We start from the raw sequence: 19,061 nt of genomic DNA, 5'->3' as shown, positions 1-19,061 counted from the left end.
CTAGAGATGAAAGAGGAGAGCGAGGGAGAGGTAACACCAGAATAGTTAAGTGAGTACGCGCAACATGTCGAACACATTTGATAAACTATCCGTCCTCGATTCGTTTATCGAAGAGGTGAATAGCTATTTGCCAGAAATCGAGACGAACCTCGGGCGACTGGCACAGTCACCTGGCGACATGGATGCCCTCGAAGAAACTTACCGCCGCACTCACACCATTGGCGGTTCCGCTTCCATGATGGACTTTCCTGGCCTGGCCCATGTGGCTCATGGTATGGAAGACATCCTGGGTGACGCTTTGGATGGTCTAATTACGCTGGATGATCCCTCAAGGGGACTTCTAGAGCGTTCATTAGACCGTCTGCGTAGACTCCTGGAGGTATCCGCGGTGGTATTGATGAAGAAGCTGTGATTGCGGAGGATGATGCCGACTATGCTCGCTATCGTGCTCTGGTTGAATCTGCTAATTCTCCTGTGGGAGATGGCGCACCTGTTCAGGAAAGTTACCCTGCTCAGACGCCGGCTACACCTTCTTCTCTTCCGCCTACGCCATTTTTTGAAATGCCTCCACCTCAATCGCCGTTATCATCATCGATGCCTTCGTTTGATGAGGTGTTGGCTTCTTTCCGAACTCAATCTGTTCCATCCGGTGAAGATATTGGTTGGCCTGAAGAGCCCGCATTGGGGACGCGTTTTGATACAACCTCCTCAATGTCACCTGTGCCAGTGACTCCAACGCAGCCAGAATATAATCCGCCAGAGCCTGCTCCAGCGGAGCCCACTATCCAGAATACACCAACCAGCGCCTTAGATACGTTGATGGCTTCTACACGGCGTCCTGTTGAGATGCCGGAGTCTGTCCAGCCGTTTTCAATATTTGCCGATCCCGGTGTTTCTCGTGCTGAAGAGCCATCAATGACATACCCTCAATATGATAGTCAGATTGGTGGAAACGAGCAGCAGTACCTGCTCCCAACTGATGTAAATGAGCAGCAATACATGCTTCCATCAGTTCCCGCGAATCTCCCAGTTGAAGAACAGGCGTCTCATCTGCCACAGGCATATGAAGATGTCCAGAACGAGACGAAATCACTGGAAACGCAGGCGGCCTCATTAAAGAATGTAGTGGCGCAGTTGCGAGATGCGATGGGTGTCATCGAAGCTCAGCGCGGTGAATTTAAGGGCTTCTTGAATGGTTCAAAAGATGCGCTTGACCGTATGGAAATATGGGCAGGCAAGGCTATGGGCCTGAACTTGCGCAATAGTCCTGAACAAGTTCGTCGCTATTTACCACTTTCGGTGATGTGGGTCTCTAATGCAAAGCTCAAAAAGGTATTAGACCTTATTCACAAAATTACGGGTGGGGTTGAACTGACTGATGAGCAAATGCAGTTAACTCTGCAGCAATTACATATTTCCATCCAGTCCTGTGGTGAGGCATTTGAGCAGCTGAATGGCCGCAATGTTCATGAGTTAAGACAAGATATGGGCTGGAGCCCATGGGATGTAACGGTTGACCCGAATACTAATGGATTGCGTGAACGGGTAACGTTTGAGCGCCAGGGAGATCCCGCTGCCCTACGAGCTGAGATTGAGGCGCAGTTACGTGAAGAGTTACGTCAGGAATATGCGGCTCAAAGCAGCGTTTCGGCACGTGAGCGAGCCGAGCTAGAGCAGCAGATTCGCTATGAGGTGCGCCAGGAATATGCGAATCTCCAAAGGACGCAAGGGCCTGTTGCCAATTCTTCAGCGCTCAATGGCGAATCGATGCAGGAATTAGAATCTCGTCTGCGTAGCGACATTGAGATTCAGGTTCGGCAGGAATTCCTGAACCAGATTATGAATAGGGGTGGTGATGAATCTGCAGCACTGGCAGCAGGTTTAACATCAGGTGGAACGACGCCTGAAAACCAGGGTAGATCGAATACCCATGGATTGACAACCACGGTGCCCTCTTCCAATGTTGCACCTATGGGGCCTGATCCAACCCGGACGGCACCAAAACCTCCTGTCGTATCGATGCCTGTGACCGAAGCAACTGGTAAGACTACGACGGCAAGTTCGTTTAGCACAAGTGACTTTGGCGAAGAGGCGGCAGAAATTTTCCGACTCGAGGCAGAGGAACATCTGCAATCGATCAGTATGCACGTAGCCGCGCTTGAGAAGAATCCTGGAAATCGGGATCTGATCCAGGGTATTCGCCGTGCAACCCATACCCTTAAGGGTGCCGCAGGTATGATGGGCTTTAAAACCATCGCCGACTTAAGCCATGTGTCTGAAGATCTGCTTGATCTGATTATGGAAGGGACCATGGCGATCTCGCCAACAGTGGTTAGCCTGATCCTGGATACGGCAGAGGCTTTAGAACTGTTGATCACAGGAAATGATGCTGTGATTGCGGACAGTAAAGTTCGGGATTTGCATAGACGCTACGTAGAATTCCTTGGCGAGCGCAGTTCATCTAACCAGATCATGGAAGAAGATCTGGATGATGATGATCATAGTACTGTCCAACCAGCGATAAACACTGTGGCTGGCGAGCAGACGCCTGATGGACCTACACCTCGTACACATGGTGATCTGAGTGTGCGTGTGCGCTTGCAAAAACTGGACGAATTGGTCAACCTCTTTGGTGAAATGCTGGTGAACCGTAGCGTACTTGAGGAGCGTATTCAGCGTCTGGTGCGTCTGGTTTCGGACGTGGCTGTAAGTAGTAATCGTCTGGGTGATGTCGGCCAGAAGTTAGATAGTCGTTTTGAAGCCGCGACCTTGCCTAGCGGACGTTCGGTCCAGGCTATGCCTGGTGAGGGCGATCAAAGTCTCTCTCGTGGTACTCAGAGTGGCTTGCTTGCCTCTAATACAGCCCTTGGATTGCCTGCTCCTAAGGGAGTTGAGAGCAGAACAGGGCAAAACGGACGTGCGGTACCTGCTCACTTATCAGAATTTGATGAACTAGAACTTGACCGCTATACCGAATTCCATCAACTTGCTCGTGGTTTGAGCGAAGGTATCTCGGATATGGCAACATTGAGCACCGAAATGGATACAATCATTCGTGAATGTGAAGGTGTATTTGCTCGTGAAAATCGCTTGAATGCGACTTTCCAGGATCATTTGATGAAGGTTCGTCTGGTGCCGTTGTCAACGATGGCTCCTCGATTGTACCGCGCAGCGCGTGCGGTGGCGCTTAAACAGGGTAAAGAGATCGACTTTGTGCTGGAAGGTGAGACCACTGAGGTTGACCGTACTGTTTATGAAGAGATTGCCGGGCCTTTGTTGCATCTGGTTCGTAACGCAGTTAACCATGCGATTGAAAGACCAGATGTACGTATCCAGCGCGGTAAGTCTCCGATGGGGCAGATCAAGCTCTCGGCTTCTTATGAAGGTAATCAGATCATGATTACGGTGCGCGATGACGGCAATGGTATCGATCGTGAGCAGGTACGGCGTACGGCTATCGCGCGTGGCATTATTCGTGCTGATCAGCACATTGGTGAAGATGACGTAGTATCCTTGATTTTCCAACCGGGTTTCTCGACTGCGGAATTCCTGAGTGAAGAAAGTGGACGCGGGGTTGGTCTGGACGTAGTACGCGATAGCGTCTCACGTCTACGTGGTACCCTGGCGGTCGAATCTGCTCCTGGATTAGGCACTGCCTTTACCATGACCTTCCCTACCAGCCTGGCTATCCAAAGCGCGATGATGGTTAAGGTTTCTGGACAGCAGTTTGCCATTCCAACGGTTCACGTAGAGTCGATTGGTCGCTTGGATAACTTTAAGCGCACCAGCTCTGGTGGACAGGCAGCAGTGATTGTGCGCAATGACCTGTATCCTTTGAACATGCTGGCACAGTACTTATCTTTGCCTACTACGGCGTCTATCGATGATAAGGCGCAGTTGTTGCTGGTAAATGCTGGTGGTCATCGCGTTGCTCTGGTGGTTGATGAGATCCGTGGTAAGTTTGATACGGTGATGAAGAATCTCGGTCCACACTTACGAGATGTCGAGGGAATCGCTGGAGGTACTGTTCTCGGTAACGGTCACGTCGTCCTTGTGCTTGAGCTAACCTCGTTGCTCTCCTCGAAGATTGGTAGTATGCCACTCTTAAAGCGTGACGTAGTTGCCTCAATTGGACAGGTAAAACAGCGTGTTGATGTCTCGAACAAGTCACAAAATCTGCCATTGCGGCCCACTGCAGCGGCAGCCACGACACCAGAAAGTGGTAGTAAGCATATCCTGGTGGTCGATGACAGTCCGAGTGTCCGTCGTGTTGTGAGCAATATGCTTAAACAGCATGGCTGGACGGTTCAAATGGCCCGTGATGGTGTTGAAGCCTTGGAAATGATTTCTCAGGACACTCCTGCTGCGGTTCTCCTCGATATTGAGATGCCGCGTATGGATGGCTATGAACTGATTTCTACTGTGCGAGCGCAGGAACAGTATCGAACGTTACCATTGGTAGTGCTCACATCACGTGCGGCGGCTAAACACCAGCAACGTGCAATGTCACTTGGTGCAAGTGCATATGTGGTGAAGCCATATCAAGATGAGGAATTGCTCAATACTATTAATTCATTAGTATATGGAGCAGTAACTCGTTAGGAAGATAGAATGCAGGTGTATTGATGGGTGTTGAACGGTCGGTAACGCGCTGGTATATTCAGCGTCAAATGATCCTGGATGAACTGGCACAATTAGAGGCCCGGGTGGCCGCGAGCCAGGGAACTTCAGAAACGGCGGCACCTGTAGATACAGCGCAGGTTTCTTCCGAGGAACTTCTGCAAAAATTGGCAATGACCCGGGGAAAATTAAAAGCTCTGGGTCATTGCCCGAAAGCGATGATGGGATAACAAATCGCAGTTGCTATGCTTTTATATGCTTATTTAAGCACAGCGGCTGCGATTTTTTGTCCCATTTGCTGTGTGTTGATGATTGTCGCTCCTGCCTCACGCAGATCCTCTGTGCGATATCCTTCTTCAATGGTCTTTGCGACAGCGGCCTCGATTGCGAATGCCTCGTCCTTTAATCCCAGTGAATAGTGTAAAAGCATGGCTGCGGAGAGGATTGCGGCAATCGGATTTGCCTTGCCCTGTCCTGCAATATCGGGTGCTGAACCATGGATTGGTTCATAGAGGCCCAGGCGACCGTGGGCTGTCTTCTGTGTACCCAGGCTTGCTGATGGCAACATACCCATTGAACCCGCGAGCATAGATGCTTCATCAGTGAGGATATCCCCAAAGAGATTTTCCGTTACAATGACATCAAAGCTGGTTGGTTTGCGGATCAAATGCATGGCGCAGGCGTCAACCAGGAGATGCTCAAATGCAACATCGGGATACTCTGCCGCAACACGGTTCGCTACCTGTCGCCACAGGACTGAAGAGCTCAGAACATTCGCTTTATCCACAGAAGTTACTTTCTTCTGGCGATCGCGGGCAACCTCAAAGGCGACACGCAGGATACGTTCGATTTCGGCTTCTGTATAAAGCAGCGTGTCGATAGCCTCTGTTCCATGTTCTGTCTGGCGAATCTCGCTTGGTTTACCGGGAACTGGTGGCTCTAAGTGTCCGTAATATAGTCCTCCAGTTAACTCACGCACCACCAGCAGGTCGGTACCCTGTAATATTTCTGGCTTGATGCTTGAGGCGCTGAGTAGATTTTTGAGCGGCTTTACCGGGCGCAGATTGGCAAAAAACTGTAATCCTTTGCGTAATTTAAAAAGAGCTTGTTCTGGTTTGACTTTATCTCGACCCGCATAGTCAGAACGACCACCTACGGCACCAAACAGAATGGCATCACTTTGCCGGCATAATGCCAGGGACTCATCTGAAATAGCTTCACCTTCAGCCTCAATTGCGGCCACGCCTACCAGACGCTTATGATAGGTAAAGGTATGCTGGTAGCGACTGGCAATGGCATCTAGAACGAGAATGGCTTGCTCTGTAACCTCTGGACCAATCCCATCTCCAGGTAGAACAGTGATTGTATAGTTTCCCATACGATATTGCCTTTCTTCTGCTTGACTACATTTGCTAGGGGTGAGCACTGCCAGCAAAGACGTTTTCTTCTTGCTGGCAGTGGAACAATAATTCGGACTGGACGAGCCCCTGGTACGTAAGGTTAGCGAGCCCAATCCATTGGTTCCGGTGGTGTAAAGGTTGATGTCAGGGTGGTTGGCTTGCCTGTACGGAATGACTCTTGAATGCCACACAATATCTCTACTACGTGCGCTGCCTGTGCACCAGTAATGCGTTGTGGGCGATTGTTTTGAATGGCCTCTGCCAGATCTACTACGCCACGGCTCCATTCAGTACCTGTATAGGGTTCTTTGACATAAGGAATGGGCTCATAGTGACCACCAAATTCAGCAAGCTCCACACTGGCATTGAAGTTTTGCCAATCACTTAAGTATAGCGAGCCTTTGTCTCCGTGAAACTCGATGCCTTTTTGTTTTCCATGATGGCCGACATAGAAATTTGTGGTCAGTCGAGCTACGGCGCCGCCTTCAAACTCGATCGCGGCCACGGCAAAATCAGGGGTAGAGATATGGAATTCAACGCCTTCTTTTGTGACACGATCAGGATAGAGCACTTTACCAAAGGCCGTAATAGTGCGTGCTGGCCCGAGAATGCTGGTCAGGATCGTTAAGGGATATACGCCGACGTCGAAGAGAGGGCCGACATCATAGAAGGGTCCAGGTGCTGGATGCCAGGATTCGATGCGGCCCCAGTTGACTTCGGCGTAGGCCAGACGTATCGTGCCTGCTAATCCGTCACGAATAGCTTTCCATACTGTTTGTTGGGCTTCACCTAAAATAGTGATGGAAGCACCACTTAAACGGCGACCTTTCTCCTGTGCCAGACTGACCAGACGCCGGGCATCTTCAGAAGTCAGGGCGAGGGGCTTCTCACTATACACGTCCTTGCCGGCATTTAAACATTGAGTAATCACTTCAGCGTGAGCATGGTGAATGGTGAGATTAATCACCAGATCGACCGCTTCATCTGTAAGTATCGCTTCCAGTGAAGGATAGACTTTGCCCCATACGTTGCGGCATAGGCTTCAGCGCGTGCCAGATCAATATCGGTTGCTCCCAGCAGCTTGATCTGTGGATATGGTTGGAGTGTTTTGGCATAGGCTCCGGCAATATTACCGCAACCGACAATGGCAACGTTCAGAGATGTGAGATCCATCTTTTCTATCTCTTTCTACTAATGCTGCTGATCGTTTTTGCATATTGGCAGCGACCTTCAGGACGTACCTGTTAAAGCAGTATCCACATAATAGGGGTGATACGTCTTAATAAACAGACACCACATTGTGGATAGGATCAAAGCAATGCCGTTCGTATAATTTGGGATAAGCCAGATTAAATAGATGGTGTTGATGTCTTGTTGGCACCAGTCGGGTCCATTGAAATGTTATCAACACTCCACAGTTTACCAAAGCGTCTGGTTGTCTGACAAGGGAGAGACTGCGATTCTGTCCCTTGAATTCCGGCCGAAAAGGGGACTCGCGTGGGGCGCACGCTTGTGTGGGTGTTTATAGCGTGGTTGTGCGAAACGTGCTATAATAGGTCGCAGATGGAGTGTATATACATCGCCCCCGTCTTGAGAAAGAACCCTACAATCATCCATACCAAGCAATAGGTGCTGCTGAACCATTGCCTAGGAGTGAAATTATAATGAGCAGCGAAATCAACGAAAATGGGAAAACAGCAGGTCGTCGTAAACCAATCCCAATATCGATGGCGACCGGACCCCATGAATATGTCCCGGGAGATCAAGAGCTTCCAGTTCAGCTTACAAGCGTAGCTGATATGCTGCAGTGGGCGCAGAACTGGGCCCGATCGAAATCCGTGTGGCCTTTAGGCTACGGACTGGCATGTTGCGCTATTGAGATGATGGCTTCAGCCCAGGCGCACTATGACTTGTCTCGTTTTGGTTCAGAGGTTTTCCGTTCCAGTCCCCGTCAGGCTGACCTGATGATCGTGGCTGGAACCGTTTCGGTGAAGATGGGTCCGCGCCTTCGTCTTCTCTGGGAGCAGATGCCTGAGCCAAAGTGGGTATTGAGCATGGGTCAATGTGCAAACTCTGGTGGCGAATTTTACGATAGCTACTATACCGTGCAGGGTGTCGACACCATCGTCCCTGTCGATGTATATGTGCCAGGGTGCCCTCCTCGACCAGAAGCACTGGTTGAAGGTATCCTGAAGTTACGTGAGAAGATTGCCAAACAAGGTCTGAAAGTGCGCGGCGAAAAGGAAATCGAGGTATAGTGTATGCGTGGTATCCTGGAAGGCATGGGTCTGACCTTTAGCCATATGTTTCGGCCAAAGGTAACACGACTCTATCCTTATGAGAAGCCCAAACTGCCACCGCGCAGCCGTGGTTTGATTCAATTAATCGCGCAGGAAGGTCTGAAGACCGAGTTTAATTTGAAGTGTGAATCCTGCCTGCTCTGTGAAAAAGCCTGTCCTCCTCGTGCCATCACGATTGAGTATGAGCCCCTTCAGGAGTGGAAAGATCGTCCGTGGTTTAAGTCTTACATCCGTGAGGGAGCTGAAAAGTTCACTCCACGTAAGCTTGCACCTGCCACCGGCACTTCTCATGCTGGCTTTTACAAATCGCGTATCTCTGAGTATGCGGTTGATTACTTCAACAAGCCTGTGACCCCCTGTGTGGCTATGCCGGTAAAAGATCATCTGGAGCCAGAAATTGACCTGAGCAAGGTTGATATGTTGTTGGCCACCTGGTCACAAGAAGCCGGTGCCCTTCCTGGTCTGCTAGATGCAGTGATGGATATCTATGGGTATTTTCCATTGCAGGCGGCCAAGCGTATCGTCCAGGCTCGTGGTGTAGATCTTAGCGATATCTTTGGCATCGCTACAATGAGTCCAAAGTTTAAACCCGCTCCTGCTGTCAAAGGCATTACTCGTGAGGATCAACCTTCACGTGGTCTGGCCTCAAGTAAGCGTGGTGTATGGGGAAATATTAATCATGTGAGGCAGCCAGATGCCTAAATTTGAACAATCTTATCGTGTACTACAGCACAGCGCCAACGCCGATGTGCGCTCTTTGAGCGCCTATCGCAGCAAGGGTGGCTATAGTGCATTGGAAAAAGCTCTTCGCGAACTGTCCCCTGAACAGGTGAATCAGCAGGTTATTGACGCAAAATTACGTGGACGTGGCGGTGCTGGTCGTTTAACGGGTGAAAAATGGCGTATTACACGGCAGTCAGAAGATGATCAGAAATACGTTATTTGTAACGCCTATGACGCCGATAGCCGCTCATTGGCGGCTCGCACATTGCTGGAACAAAATCCTCATCAGGTTATCGAGGGCATTCTCCTGGCCGCCTATGCAGTAGGTGCCTCGGAGGCATATCTTTTTACTCGTAGCACCTCAGCAGCAGCACATGCCGCGGTCCAGCAGGCCGTGCAGGAAGCTGTAGAAGCTAATCTTGTCGGGCGTGATATTCTCAGCACTGATTTTTCTTGTACTATTAGCGTGCTCGGCGCTGAAATGGGCTTCATGGGTGGCGAAGAGACTGTGCAAATGGCGCTGATTAAAGGGCGTCGTGGTATGCCTGAGCAACGTCCTCCTTTCCCTGCGCAATATGGCTTATGGATATGCAAAACAACCGCGATCAATTCGGTCGAGACGCTGGTCAATGTACCATATATCGTCCGTGAGGGTGCGGCAGCGTTTGCTAGCGTCGGTTCAGCGATGACCGGTGGCACAAAGCTACTTACCGTTTACGCATCGCCTACCAGTGAGCCACAGGTGGTGGAAGTTCCTTTCGGAGCTACCTTGCGTGATATTCTGGACCATGCCGGACTCAGTACGGCGGCTAACGCTGCTGGTGCTGTGGTGGTTGGAGGAGCCGAAGGTGGTGCCTTACCGCTGTCCGCTCTGGATACAGCATATGATTTTGATCCGTTGGAAGAGGCGGGTGTGATCGTTGGTTCAGGCATTATAGAATTGCTACCCGTTGATACCTGTATGGTATCCTGGGCAATGGGCCAGAGCGCATATCTGACCAAAGAATCATGTGGTAAATGTGTCCCTTGTCGTCTCGGGGTGAAACGTATTACAGGTATCCTCGAAGGGATCGTGAGCGATCTCGGCGTAAGTGGGGACCTTGATGTATTGGATGAATTCGCAGATTATGTGCCCAATGGCTCTTTATGTGGCTTTGGCGTTCAGGCGACCAACCCCTTAAAGACTGCAAAACGTTATTGGCCAGAGCATTTTACAACGCATATTCAGGAACAGCGCTGCCCCACTGGCACTTGTGTTCCGGTGCGTGCCCATCGTTTTGTGACGAAGCACGTTCTGCCTTAGTTAGATCCTAGGAACTTCGGAAGAGGAAGTACATGGCTATATCAATCCGAGATAATTTCTCACCAGCAGCTCAGGCTTCGCAGCCTCCGATGGTGCGTAATGATGTGGGGCATCCCAGTTTTACGCTAACCATTGATGGGAAGACCATGCAAGCGTATCAAGGCCAGACGATCCTGAGTGTGGCGATTGATAACGGGATTTCGGATATCCCAAATTTATGTAATGACGAGAAGCTGGAGCCAACTTCGGCTTGTCGTATGTGTCTGGTGCACATTGAAGGGGCGGAGCGTCCTTTGCCTTCCTGTAACACGCCAGCTGAGCCAGGAATGGTGGTTGCTACCAATTCTGACGAGTTATTTCATCTGCGCCGTACCAACCTGGAGATGATGCTCTCAGACCATAATGCCTATTGTCAGCCTCCCTGTCAGGTTGATTGTCCGACGCATATTGATATTCCGGGCTATCTGGAACTGATCGCTCAGGGTGAGATGAAGGAAGCGGCCCGCCTGGTTAAAGAGGTGTTGCCATTCCCATTCACACTGGGTCTGACCTGTCCGGCTCCCTGTCAGAAAGCTTGCCGTCGTACGCTGGTGGACGAAGAGATTGCCATCTGTCGTATGCATGGCCACGCCGCTGAAACTTGTCTGCTGGATCCACCGCTGCCGTATGTGCAGGATCCCCCAACGGGTAAAAAAGTTGCTGTTATTGGTGGTGGTCCTTCGGGCTTGACCGCTGCATATTATCTGGCCTTGCGTGGTCACTACTGTAAAGTTTTTGACATGCAGCCACAGGCTGGTGGTATGTTGCGTTATGGTATTCCTGAGTATCGCTTGCCTAAGGATATGATGGACCGTGAGTTCCAGCAGCTGTGGGATATGGGTATTGATTTCCAGGCGAATGTGAAACTGGGTCGTGACTTCACGCTCGATGATCTGTTCGCACAGGGCTTTGATGCCATCTATCTGGCGATTGGTTGTTGGACCAGTAACGACCTGCGTGTGCCGGGTGAGGATGCCGAGGGGGTGGTCAACGCTATCCGCTATCTGGGCGATAAAGTTGAGGGTAAGCCGGTTCCTGTGAAGAGCGGCGATGAAGTCATCGTTATCGGTGGCGGTTTCACTGCCTTCGACTGTACCCGTACCTCGTTGCGCCTGGGTGCTGACGTGCACACTATGTATCGTCGTGGTCGTACTGAGATGGGTGCTACAACTGAAGAGGTTGAGGATGGTGAGGCCGAGGGCACACATCTACAACTCTATGTGAGCCAGACTCGTGTGATCACTGAAGATGGTCGTGCTACCGGTGTCGAGTTCCAGCGTAATAAGTTGGGTGAGCCTGATGCCAGCGGTCGCCGCCGTCCAGTTCCCGTCCCTGGTTCAGAGTTTATCCTGAACTGCGATACTGTCATTCCGGCTATCGGTCAGGCAGTGGATACCCGCGTGCTTGATGATGCCTCCGGTATCAAATGGACCAAATGGAAGACGATCCAGACCAATCCGCATAACTTCATGACGGATCGTGAAGGTGTCTTTGCTGGTGGTGACTGCCAGATGGGCGCGAAGACGATTATTGAAGGCGTCGCACAGGGTAAGCTGAATGCTCGATCGATCCACTCCTATCTGATGGGTGAGGATATGAACGAGGTTTCACGCCGTCTGGAGCTTGAGGAGCGCCGTCCTGACCTGTTCGACATCGTGCCGTACAAGCCAGTTGAGCCCAAAGTCAAGATGCCGATGCTGCCATATGAGAAGCGCGAGAAGAGCTTTGCTCTGATCGAGATGGGTTACTTGAAAGAGCAGGCTCAGCGTGAGGCGGCTCGCTGTCTGCAGTGTGCCTGTCCGGCTGCCGGTCAGTGTGATCTGCAGAAGTACAGTATCGAGCATGGTCTGGCCGACAACCGCTTCCATGATGGTGAGCCCAGCGATTATCATGATTATGACACGGATCTTTCGCACAGCTTTATCCTGCGCGATCCCAACAAGTGCATCAACTGTACCCAGTGCGTGCGTGTCTGTCACGATGTGATTGGACCCGACTGCTACGGTATGTTTGGTAAGGGATTTGATACGATTGTCTCGACTCCCTTCAATGTCAGCCTGCATGATACCGACTGCGTTTCCTGTGGCGCCTGTGTGCAGGTCTGCCCAACCGGTTCGTTGATGATGGCTGAGCGTTCGCTCTCACGCTACTCCTTCGCGTTGGATCGCTGTATCTTCTGCGGCGACTGCGTCGAGGTGTGCCCTCACGGTGCGCTGGGTGAGACCCCGAACTTTGAGCTCTCCTTCTTCAACCGCTTTGGTGAAGATGTGACGCTGGAGAAGAACGACCTGGCCAATGCACCAAACTATCTGGTGCGTCAGCGCTTACCACGTGGCAAGAAAGACCTGCCGGTCATGAGCCCGCTGGTGCGTCCATTGCCTGCTCGCTCGATCCGCGACTAATCCGCACAAAGAAGACAACAAAAACCGGATCTCTTCTGAGGTTCGGTTTTTGTTGTCTTCTTTTTTTGCACTTAAATAGCGAAAAATCTCCTATTCCCTGGTTGTTTTTAGTTGTTTGAGGTACTATAAGGATAGATATATTCTATGAAACGTACATCATAAGAAGTCGTTCCTACTGTTCAGGAACTACGAAAAAGAGGCAGAACTATGACGATCGTAACACGCGATACGTTCTCTCTCACGTCTCAAGAATTTTCCAGTCCAATAACGCGAAATGAACTGGGGCACCCTGGTTTTGCAGTCAACATCGATGGTAGGATGTTGATGGCGTATGAGGGACAGACAATTTTGAGCGTGGCCATTGACAACGGGATTTCGGATATCCCAAATTTGTGCAATGATGAGAAGCTGGAGCCGACCTCGGCTTGCCGGATGTGCCTGGTACATATCGACGGCATTGAGCGACCCTTGCCCTCTTGTAACACCCCGTTTCCCCTGGTATGCGTGTAACCACTACTTCCGATGACCTATTCCATTTACGCCGCACCAACCTGGAGCTGATGCTCTCAGACCATAATGCTTACTGCCAGCCTCCCTGTCAGGTCGATTGTCCGACACATATCGATATACCGGGTTACCTGGAACTGATCGCTCAGGGTGAGATGAAGGAAGCGGCCCGCCTGGTCAAAGAGGTCCTACCTTTTCCCTATATCCTGGGTTTAACCTGTCCCGCTCCCTGTCAGCAGGCTTGCCGCCGTACGCTGGTGGACGAAGAGATTGCCATCTGCCGTATGCATGGCCACGCCGCTGAAACTTGTCTGCTGGATGCTCCGCTGCCGTATGTGCAGGATCCTCCGACGGGTAAAAAAGTCGCTATTGTTGGTGCGGGCCCTGCAGGTCTTTCGTGTGCATATTATCTGGCCTTGCGTGGTCATTACTGCAAGGTTTTCGATATGCAGCCACAGGCCGGTGGTATGTTGCGTTATGGTATTCCTGAATATCGTTTGCCTAAGGATATGATGGATCGTGAGCTTGACCAGGTCTGGCAGCTTGGTGTAGACCTGCAGAGCAATGTCAAGATGGGCCGCGATTTTGAGCTTAATGATCTATTCGCGCAGGGATTTGATGCTGTCTATCTGGCCATTGGTTGTTGGACCAGTAAGTCGATGCGTGTGCCGGGTGAGGATGCCGAGGGGGTGGTCAACGCTATCCGCTTCCTGTACGATAAAGTTGAGGGTAAGCCAGTTCCTGTGAAAGAAGGGGATGAGGTCGTGGTGATTGGTGGTGGTTTTACCACTTTTGATTGCACGCGTACTTCGTTGCGCCTGGGTGCAACTGTTCACACCACATATTATCGTACGCGTGCTGATATGACCGCTACTGCCGAGGAGATTGAGGATGGTATCGCTGAGGGGACACACTTACAGGTGCGATCTGCCCAGCAGCGGATTCTGGAAGAGAATGGTAAGGTTGTTGGTATCGAGTATCAGCGGACTAAGCAGGGAGAGCCCGATGCCAGTGGGCGTCGTAGGCCAGTTCCTATCCCAGGTTCTGAATTTACTATTGCCTGTGACACGGTGATACCAGCGGTTGGCCAGGCTGTGGATACCAAAGTGCTTGATGATGCTTCCGGCGTCAAATGGACCAAATGGAAGACGATCCAGACCAATCCGCATAACTTCATGTCAGACCGCGAGGGTGTTTTTGCTGGTGGTGACTGCCAGATAGGGGCCAGTACAATTATTGAGAGTGTGGCGCAAGGTAAATTGGGTGCGCGCTCAATCCATTCCTATCTGATGGGTGAGGATATGAGTGAGGTGGCACGCCGCCTGGAGCTTGAGGAGCGCCGTCCTGACCTGTTCGACATCGTGCCGTACAAGCCAGTTGAGCCCAAAGTCAAGATGCCGATGCTGCCATATGAGAAGCGCGAGAAGAGCTTTGCTCTGATCGAGATGGGTTACTTGAAAGAGCAGGCTCAGCGTGAGGCGGCTCGCTGTCTGCAGTGTGCCTGTCCGGCTGCCGGTCAGTGTGATCTGCAGAAGTACAGTATCGAGCATGGTCTGGCCGACAACCGCTTCCATGATGGTGAGCCCAGCGATTATCATGATTATGACACGGATCTTTCGCACAGCTTTATCCTGCGCGATCCCAACAAGTGCATCAACTGTACCCAGTGCGTGCGTGTCTGTCACGATGTGATTGGACCCGACTGCTACGGTATGTTTGGTAAGGGATTTAATACGATTGTCTCGACTCCCTTCAATGTCAGCCTGCATGATACCGACTGCGTTTCCTGTGGCGCCTGTGTGCAGGTCTGCCCAACCGGTTCGTTGATGATGGCTGAGCGTTCGCTCTCACGCTACTCCTTCGCGTTGGATCGCTGTATCTTCTGCGGCGACTGCGTCGAGGTGTGCCCTCACGGTGCGCTGGGTGAGACCCCGAACTTTGAGCTCTCCTTCTTCAACCGCTTTGGCGAAGATGTGACGCTGGAGAAGAACGACCTGGCCAATGCACCAAACTATCTGGTGCGTCAGCGCTTACCACGTGGCAAGAAAGACCTGCCGGTCATGAGCCCGCTGGTGCGTCCATTGCCTGCTCGCTCGATCCGCGACTAATCCGCACAAAGAAGACAACAAAAACCGGATCTCTTCGGAGGTTCGGTTTTTGTTGTCTCATCCTGAATTTCCTGCCGTTCGTGTTACAATTATAAGTATCCTGTTATAGCCACCGGGTCAGCAATTGTGCTTGACTGTGTTCAGATTGCTATTGGCGGGACCACACTGTCATGGAGAATCTATGGAGCTTATGGGATGAGTCAACAGCGTATATTACGTTTTCCACGTGGATTTTTATGGGGCACTGCCTCGGCTGCTTATCAATGTGAGGGAGGGAATACCAATAATCAATGGTATCTTTGGGAACAGCAAGGGCATATTCACAGTGGTGATGTCTGTGGTCAGGCGGCTGATTGGTGGGAGTATGCGGAGAATGATTTTTTGCTGGCTGAGCAGATGGAGAATAATGCATTACGCCTAAGTCTGGAATGGAGCCGTATTGAGCCAGAAGAAGGTCGCTGGGATGATACAGCGCTGGAGCGTTATCGTGCTATGCTACTGGATTTGCGTCGCCTGCGCATGACGCCAGTCGTAACCCTGCATCATTTTACCGATCCTCTCTGGTTTACCGAGCGCGGGGGCTTTGCGGAGGCCGAGAATATCCGCTTGTTTGTGCGCTATGTTGAACATGTGGTTGCGACCTTGCAGGATGTTTGCTCTTTCTGGATTACGATTAATGAACCAAATGTATATGCCTTTCAAGGGTATTTGAGGGGTATTTTTCCCCCTGGCGAAAAAGATCTGCTCCGTACCTTTGTGGTGCTGCGCAATCTTATGCAGGCGCATGTTGAAGCTTTCTATGCAATTCGCAACCTTCAACCAGAAGCTTTGATTGGCTATTGTCTGCATTATCGTCTGTTTGATCCTCTCAACGCGTTGTCGCCGTTAGATAGAAGTGCGGCCTCACTGCAGGAAAGCATGTTTACCTGGTCGGCTTTGCAGGCCGCAGAAACAGGTCGCCTGACCTTTCCTGTGGGACAGGTCGTACCGCCGCTCACGCATGTTGCTGGTACACGCGATTATCACGGTGTCAATTATTACACCCGTGAGATGGTGCGTTTTGATCCTTTGCTCCCTGGTGAAGGCTTTGGACGCAGAGTTGTACGGTCAAATGTGCCTCGTAATGATGAGGGTATTAATGATGGCTTTGGCGAAATATATCCCTGGGGGCTCTATCGGGTCTTAAAATCGATCTATCAACGGACACGAGGAAATAAACCGTTCTATATTACTGAAAATGGTTTCAGTGATCGGCGCGATGATTTTCGGCCCGCGGCTCTGCTGGCGCATCTGGCTGTTTTGCAGCGCGCTAGTCAGGATGGGATACCGGTGCGTGGCTATTTTCATTGGACATTGGTAGATAATTTTGAATGGAACGATGGTTGGTATGTCCGTTTTGGCCTGATCGAGCTTGATCCTATCACCCAACGGCGCATACCTCGCCGTAGCGCCAGTATGTTCGGCGAGATCTGTCAGGCGAATGCGATCACCGAAGCTATTGTTGAGCGCTATGCTCCCGAACTCAGGGAATCTATCTTTGGGAAAAGCGGTTTGCAGGGAAAAGTGATTCATGTTTGAACCTTCTCTGGAGCGTTGTTTGGATCTCAGAAGACACGTTACGTTTATAGTAAAGGGATAATAATACCCCAAACTGATGTGAATCTCTTTTTTTATCTCATTGGGTATGGAGAAATATAAGCATGGATATAGGGACATCCTTAGGTCTCGCTTTTGCATCTGGTATTAATGCATATCTTCCTTTGCTCTCATTAGCATTAGCAGCGCACTTTTTTCCTGGAAATTTTCATGTCAATTCAAACTTTTCCTTTATTACACAGCCCTGGTTTATGGTGGTGATGGGGATTCTGGCGGTGGCTGATCTGGTTGCCGATAAGATTCCAGGCGTTGATCATGTCTGGGATACCATTCATACCATTATTCGTCCTATCACAGGTGCCCTTGTCGCAGCGGCGGCCGGTAATCAGATGATGGATAGTAAATGGTTGCTGGCCGTAACCCTGGCGGTGGGTGCGAGTATCGCTGGTGTCACCCATACTACCAAAGCCACCACACGCGTGACTTCTACCGCAACTACCGCCGGTTTTTTGAACACGGGATTGAGTATTGGTGAAGATATTGTGATGATCTTGAGTGTGTTGCTTTCTTTTGTGGCTCCGTATGTCATGCTTGTAGCCGTTGCCATTTTTATTGTCATCTTTCTGATCCTGGCCCCAAAAATTGTCCGTCGTTTTCGTAAGTGGCGTCAGGCAAGAACCAATCGGGCGGGCGTTACTACTCCACTTCAGCAAAGCTCATCGAGACGGAACTAAATTGCTTCCTCCACATCTCCCATGTTCAAAATATACGGGCAGGCTTGATGAATGAGCCTGCCCGTATATGCAAAATAGACCTCTGTCATTCTTTTTTTAACCAGTACGTAATATATGTATACATCAGCCATCGGCCAGCAGTAAAGTCTCTTGTCATTCACGAGTAGAAGGTGCTACACTCACACTAGTATAACGATATAGTCTGTTTCAGGCTGTCCTGGTTGCATAATTAAGATGAGGTTAGATTTTAGATGGAGAAATTAGCTCGCATTTCTGAGATGGAGACATTCCATTTCGGAGGTAAAGTATTTTGTACTGATGGAGAAGATGGTACGCTTTCCCATCTGGGAGTAGATCCCAATTCGCGGCGCATCGTTTCACTGGGTGTGAAAGTTGGTCGCTTTTTGAAGAAAACTGTGTATGTACCTTTTTCTGCTGTAACTGCAGCTTCAGGTAATGGTGTAGTTCTTTCGCTGACCTGTGATGAGCTAACCGCATCCCCAACGCAGGCAACTGGTGTACTATTGGATGCTCGCAGTAGTGTTCAGGAAACTGGCTCGAATTCACGTGGTACATTGAAGTTAGTGGCAGTATATCCTCAAAGTGGCGAACTGGCCTATGTAGTTGCTCGTTCGCTCAGGGCCAATCAAGATCTTTTGCTGCGCCCAGAATATATCACTAAAGTGGATGCTGGCGTAATCTCTACGAATGTGCCCGAACCCGTTTTCCAGACATTAGCTGCATACCGCACAGATGAAGATTTACAGCGCGAGGTTGAATCTGTCCTTTTTGATATGGCTCCGATTCATGTTGATTTTCCTGGTATGAGAGTCCGGGTGCTGGATAGTGTGTTGTATCTGGATGGGAATATCTCCAGCTCTTTGCGTGGTGATATGGTTGAGGATCAGGCTTCAGGTGTCCAGGGATTACTTGAGATCAAGAATCGCCTGGTTGGTGATGACGAGCTGGCTGCTAATCTGGCCATGGCTCTCGGACGTGATGAGCGCACCCGAGACCTGCCGGTCGGTGTGTATCCGCGTCTGGGCTCTGTCCGCTTGAGTGGAACTGTCCGTACGGCTCAGCAGAAGGCTGCGGCTGAGGAGATCGCACGTAGCTTTGAGGGCGTGCGCTCGGTAAACAACGAATTGCTAGTTAATCCTAAAACAGAAGGATTAAATGTTATGGCCTCTTCTGCGGGTGGCGATGGTGAGGATTTGATTCCTGGCAAATATATCCGACATACCAAGTAGCTATATAAGGGGCGAGGTCGCATCTATCTCCATTTTTACCAGCAATCATTTTCTTCTGGCATAACGTATGTTTCTGGCG

Annotated in this window: 14 protein-coding genes and 1 pseudogene; 12 read left to right on the top strand and 3 right to left on the bottom strand. The window is 50.6% G+C overall.

The window, feature by feature from the left end; translation table 11 throughout:
- The first annotated feature begins 64 nt into the window (after positions 1-64).
- Genes KDW_RS03850 through KDW_RS03840 form a run of 3 tightly spaced genes read left to right on the top strand, consistent with a single transcriptional unit; the run spans position 65 to position 4,850 of the window.
- On the top strand, positions 65-412 hold the full coding sequence (locus KDW_RS03850) for an Hpt domain-containing protein (RefSeq protein ID WP_151754740.1): 348 nt from the start codon (positions 65-67) through the stop codon (positions 410-412).
- Complete coding sequence (locus tag KDW_RS03845) at positions 409-4,602, top strand: hybrid sensor histidine kinase/response regulator (protein WP_151754739.1); 4,194 nt, start codon at positions 409-411, stop codon at positions 4,600-4,602. The genes KDW_RS03850 and KDW_RS03845 overlap by 4 nt, the downstream gene beginning before the upstream one ends.
- A 23-nt stretch (positions 4,603-4,625) precedes the next feature.
- A complete protein-coding gene (locus KDW_RS03840; protein ID WP_151754738.1) occupies positions 4,626-4,850 on the top strand; it encodes a hypothetical protein in 225 nt (74 codons plus the stop codon).
- A 29-nt stretch (positions 4,851-4,879) separates the two neighbouring features.
- On the opposite strand, the gene leuB is transcribed toward KDW_RS03840, so the two are convergent.
- From leuB to KDW_RS32640, 3 genes and pseudogenes are all read right to left on the bottom strand, one after another.
- Positions 4,880-5,998 carry a 3-isopropylmalate dehydrogenase gene (gene leuB / locus KDW_RS03835; protein ID WP_151754737.1) on the bottom strand — a complete coding sequence of 373 codons (1,119 nt, stop codon included), beginning with the start codon at positions 5,996-5,998 and terminating at the stop codon, positions 4,880-4,882.
- Between the two features lie 122 nt (positions 5,999-6,120).
- Positions 6,121-6,918: a Gfo/Idh/MocA family protein gene (locus tag KDW_RS03830; protein WP_233097762.1), complete on the bottom strand. Its 798-nt coding sequence runs from the start codon at positions 6,916-6,918 to the stop codon at positions 6,121-6,123.
- A pseudogene (locus tag KDW_RS32640) lies at positions 6,892-7,193 on the bottom strand (Gfo/Idh/MocA family protein); the annotation flags it as partial. The gene KDW_RS03830 and the pseudogene KDW_RS32640, both read right to left, overlap by 27 nt.
- Before the next feature lie 554 nt (positions 7,194-7,747).
- Between KDW_RS32640 and KDW_RS03825 the strand changes: the two are divergent.
- From KDW_RS03825 to KDW_RS03790, 9 genes are all read left to right on the top strand, one after another.
- Positions 7,748-8,278, top strand: coding sequence for an NADH-quinone oxidoreductase subunit B (locus KDW_RS03825; RefSeq protein WP_170296553.1), 531 nt, complete (start codon positions 7,748-7,750; stop codon positions 8,276-8,278).
- Positions 8,279-8,281: 3 nt separating this feature from the next.
- Positions 8,282-9,022, top strand: coding sequence for a hypothetical protein (locus KDW_RS03820; protein WP_151754735.1), 741 nt, complete (start codon positions 8,282-8,284; stop codon positions 9,020-9,022).
- A complete protein-coding gene (locus tag KDW_RS03815; RefSeq protein ID WP_151754734.1) occupies positions 9,015-10,346 on the top strand; it encodes an NADH-ubiquinone oxidoreductase-F iron-sulfur binding region domain-containing protein in 1,332 nt (443 codons plus the stop codon). The genes KDW_RS03820 and KDW_RS03815 overlap by 8 nt, the downstream gene beginning before the upstream one ends.
- Before the next feature lie 32 nt (positions 10,347-10,378).
- Positions 10,379-12,787: an FAD-dependent oxidoreductase gene (locus KDW_RS03810; protein WP_151754733.1), complete on the top strand. Its 2,409-nt coding sequence runs from the start codon at positions 10,379-10,381 to the stop codon at positions 12,785-12,787.
- A 207-nt stretch (positions 12,788-12,994) separates the two neighbouring features.
- Complete coding sequence (locus KDW_RS33620) at positions 12,995-13,297, top strand: 2Fe-2S iron-sulfur cluster-binding protein (protein WP_233097603.1); 303 nt, start codon at positions 12,995-12,997, stop codon at positions 13,295-13,297.
- 50 nt (positions 13,298-13,347) lie between these two features.
- Positions 13,348-15,402: an FAD-dependent oxidoreductase gene (locus tag KDW_RS03805; protein ID WP_233097602.1), complete on the top strand. Its 2,055-nt coding sequence runs from the start codon at positions 13,348-13,350 to the stop codon at positions 15,400-15,402.
- A gap of 195 nt (positions 15,403-15,597) precedes the next feature.
- The gene (locus KDW_RS03800; protein WP_151754732.1) at positions 15,598-16,980 is read left to right on the top strand and encodes a glycoside hydrolase family 1 protein; all 1,383 of its coding nucleotides are present in this window, start codon (positions 15,598-15,600) and stop codon (positions 16,978-16,980) included.
- A gap of 122 nt (positions 16,981-17,102) precedes the next feature.
- Positions 17,103-17,732 (top strand): DUF4126 domain-containing protein, encoded by a 630-nt coding sequence (locus tag KDW_RS03795; protein WP_151754731.1) that lies wholly within the window; start codon positions 17,103-17,105, stop codon positions 17,730-17,732.
- A gap of 251 nt (positions 17,733-17,983) precedes the next feature.
- On the top strand, positions 17,984-18,982 hold the full coding sequence (locus tag KDW_RS03790) for a BON domain-containing protein (RefSeq protein ID WP_151754730.1): 999 nt from the start codon (positions 17,984-17,986) through the stop codon (positions 18,980-18,982).
- Positions 18,983-19,061 lie beyond the last annotated feature (79 nt).

This window comes from Dictyobacter vulcani (assembly GCF_008974265.1).
GTDB classification, from domain to species: domain Bacteria; phylum Chloroflexota; class Ktedonobacteria; order Ktedonobacterales; family Ktedonobacteraceae; genus Dictyobacter; species Dictyobacter vulcani.
This window is presented reverse-complemented; position numbering and strand designations above follow the sequence as displayed.

Bases quoted from the DNA above. Each gene is read 5' to 3' on its own strand.
- KDW_RS03850 (WP_151754740.1), top strand. From the start codon at position 65: ATGTCGAACACATTTGATAAACTATCCGTCCTCGATTCGTTTATCGAA.
- KDW_RS03840 (WP_151754738.1), top strand. From the start codon at position 4,626: ATGGGTGTTGAACGGTCGGTAACGCGCTGGTATATTCAGCGTCAAATG.
- leuB (WP_151754737.1), bottom strand. From the start codon at position 5,998: ATGGGAAACTATACAATCACTGTTCTACCTGGAGATGGGATTGGTCCA.
- KDW_RS03825 (WP_170296553.1), top strand. From the start codon at position 7,748: ATGGCGACCGGACCCCATGAATATGTCCCGGGAGATCAAGAGCTTCCA.
- KDW_RS03820 (WP_151754735.1), top strand. From the start codon at position 8,282: ATGCGTGGTATCCTGGAAGGCATGGGTCTGACCTTTAGCCATATGTTT.
- KDW_RS03815 (WP_151754734.1), top strand. From the start codon at position 9,015: ATGCCTAAATTTGAACAATCTTATCGTGTACTACAGCACAGCGCCAAC.
- KDW_RS03810 (WP_151754733.1), top strand. From the start codon at position 10,379: ATGGCTATATCAATCCGAGATAATTTCTCACCAGCAGCTCAGGCTTCG.
- KDW_RS33620 (WP_233097603.1), top strand. From the start codon at position 12,995: ATGACGATCGTAACACGCGATACGTTCTCTCTCACGTCTCAAGAATTT.
- KDW_RS03805 (WP_233097602.1), top strand. From the start codon at position 13,348: ATGCTCTCAGACCATAATGCTTACTGCCAGCCTCCCTGTCAGGTCGAT.
- KDW_RS03800 (WP_151754732.1), top strand. From the start codon at position 15,598: ATGAGTCAACAGCGTATATTACGTTTTCCACGTGGATTTTTATGGGGC.
- KDW_RS03795 (WP_151754731.1), top strand. From the start codon at position 17,103: ATGGATATAGGGACATCCTTAGGTCTCGCTTTTGCATCTGGTATTAAT.
- KDW_RS03790 (WP_151754730.1), top strand. From the start codon at position 17,984: ATGGAGAAATTAGCTCGCATTTCTGAGATGGAGACATTCCATTTCGGA.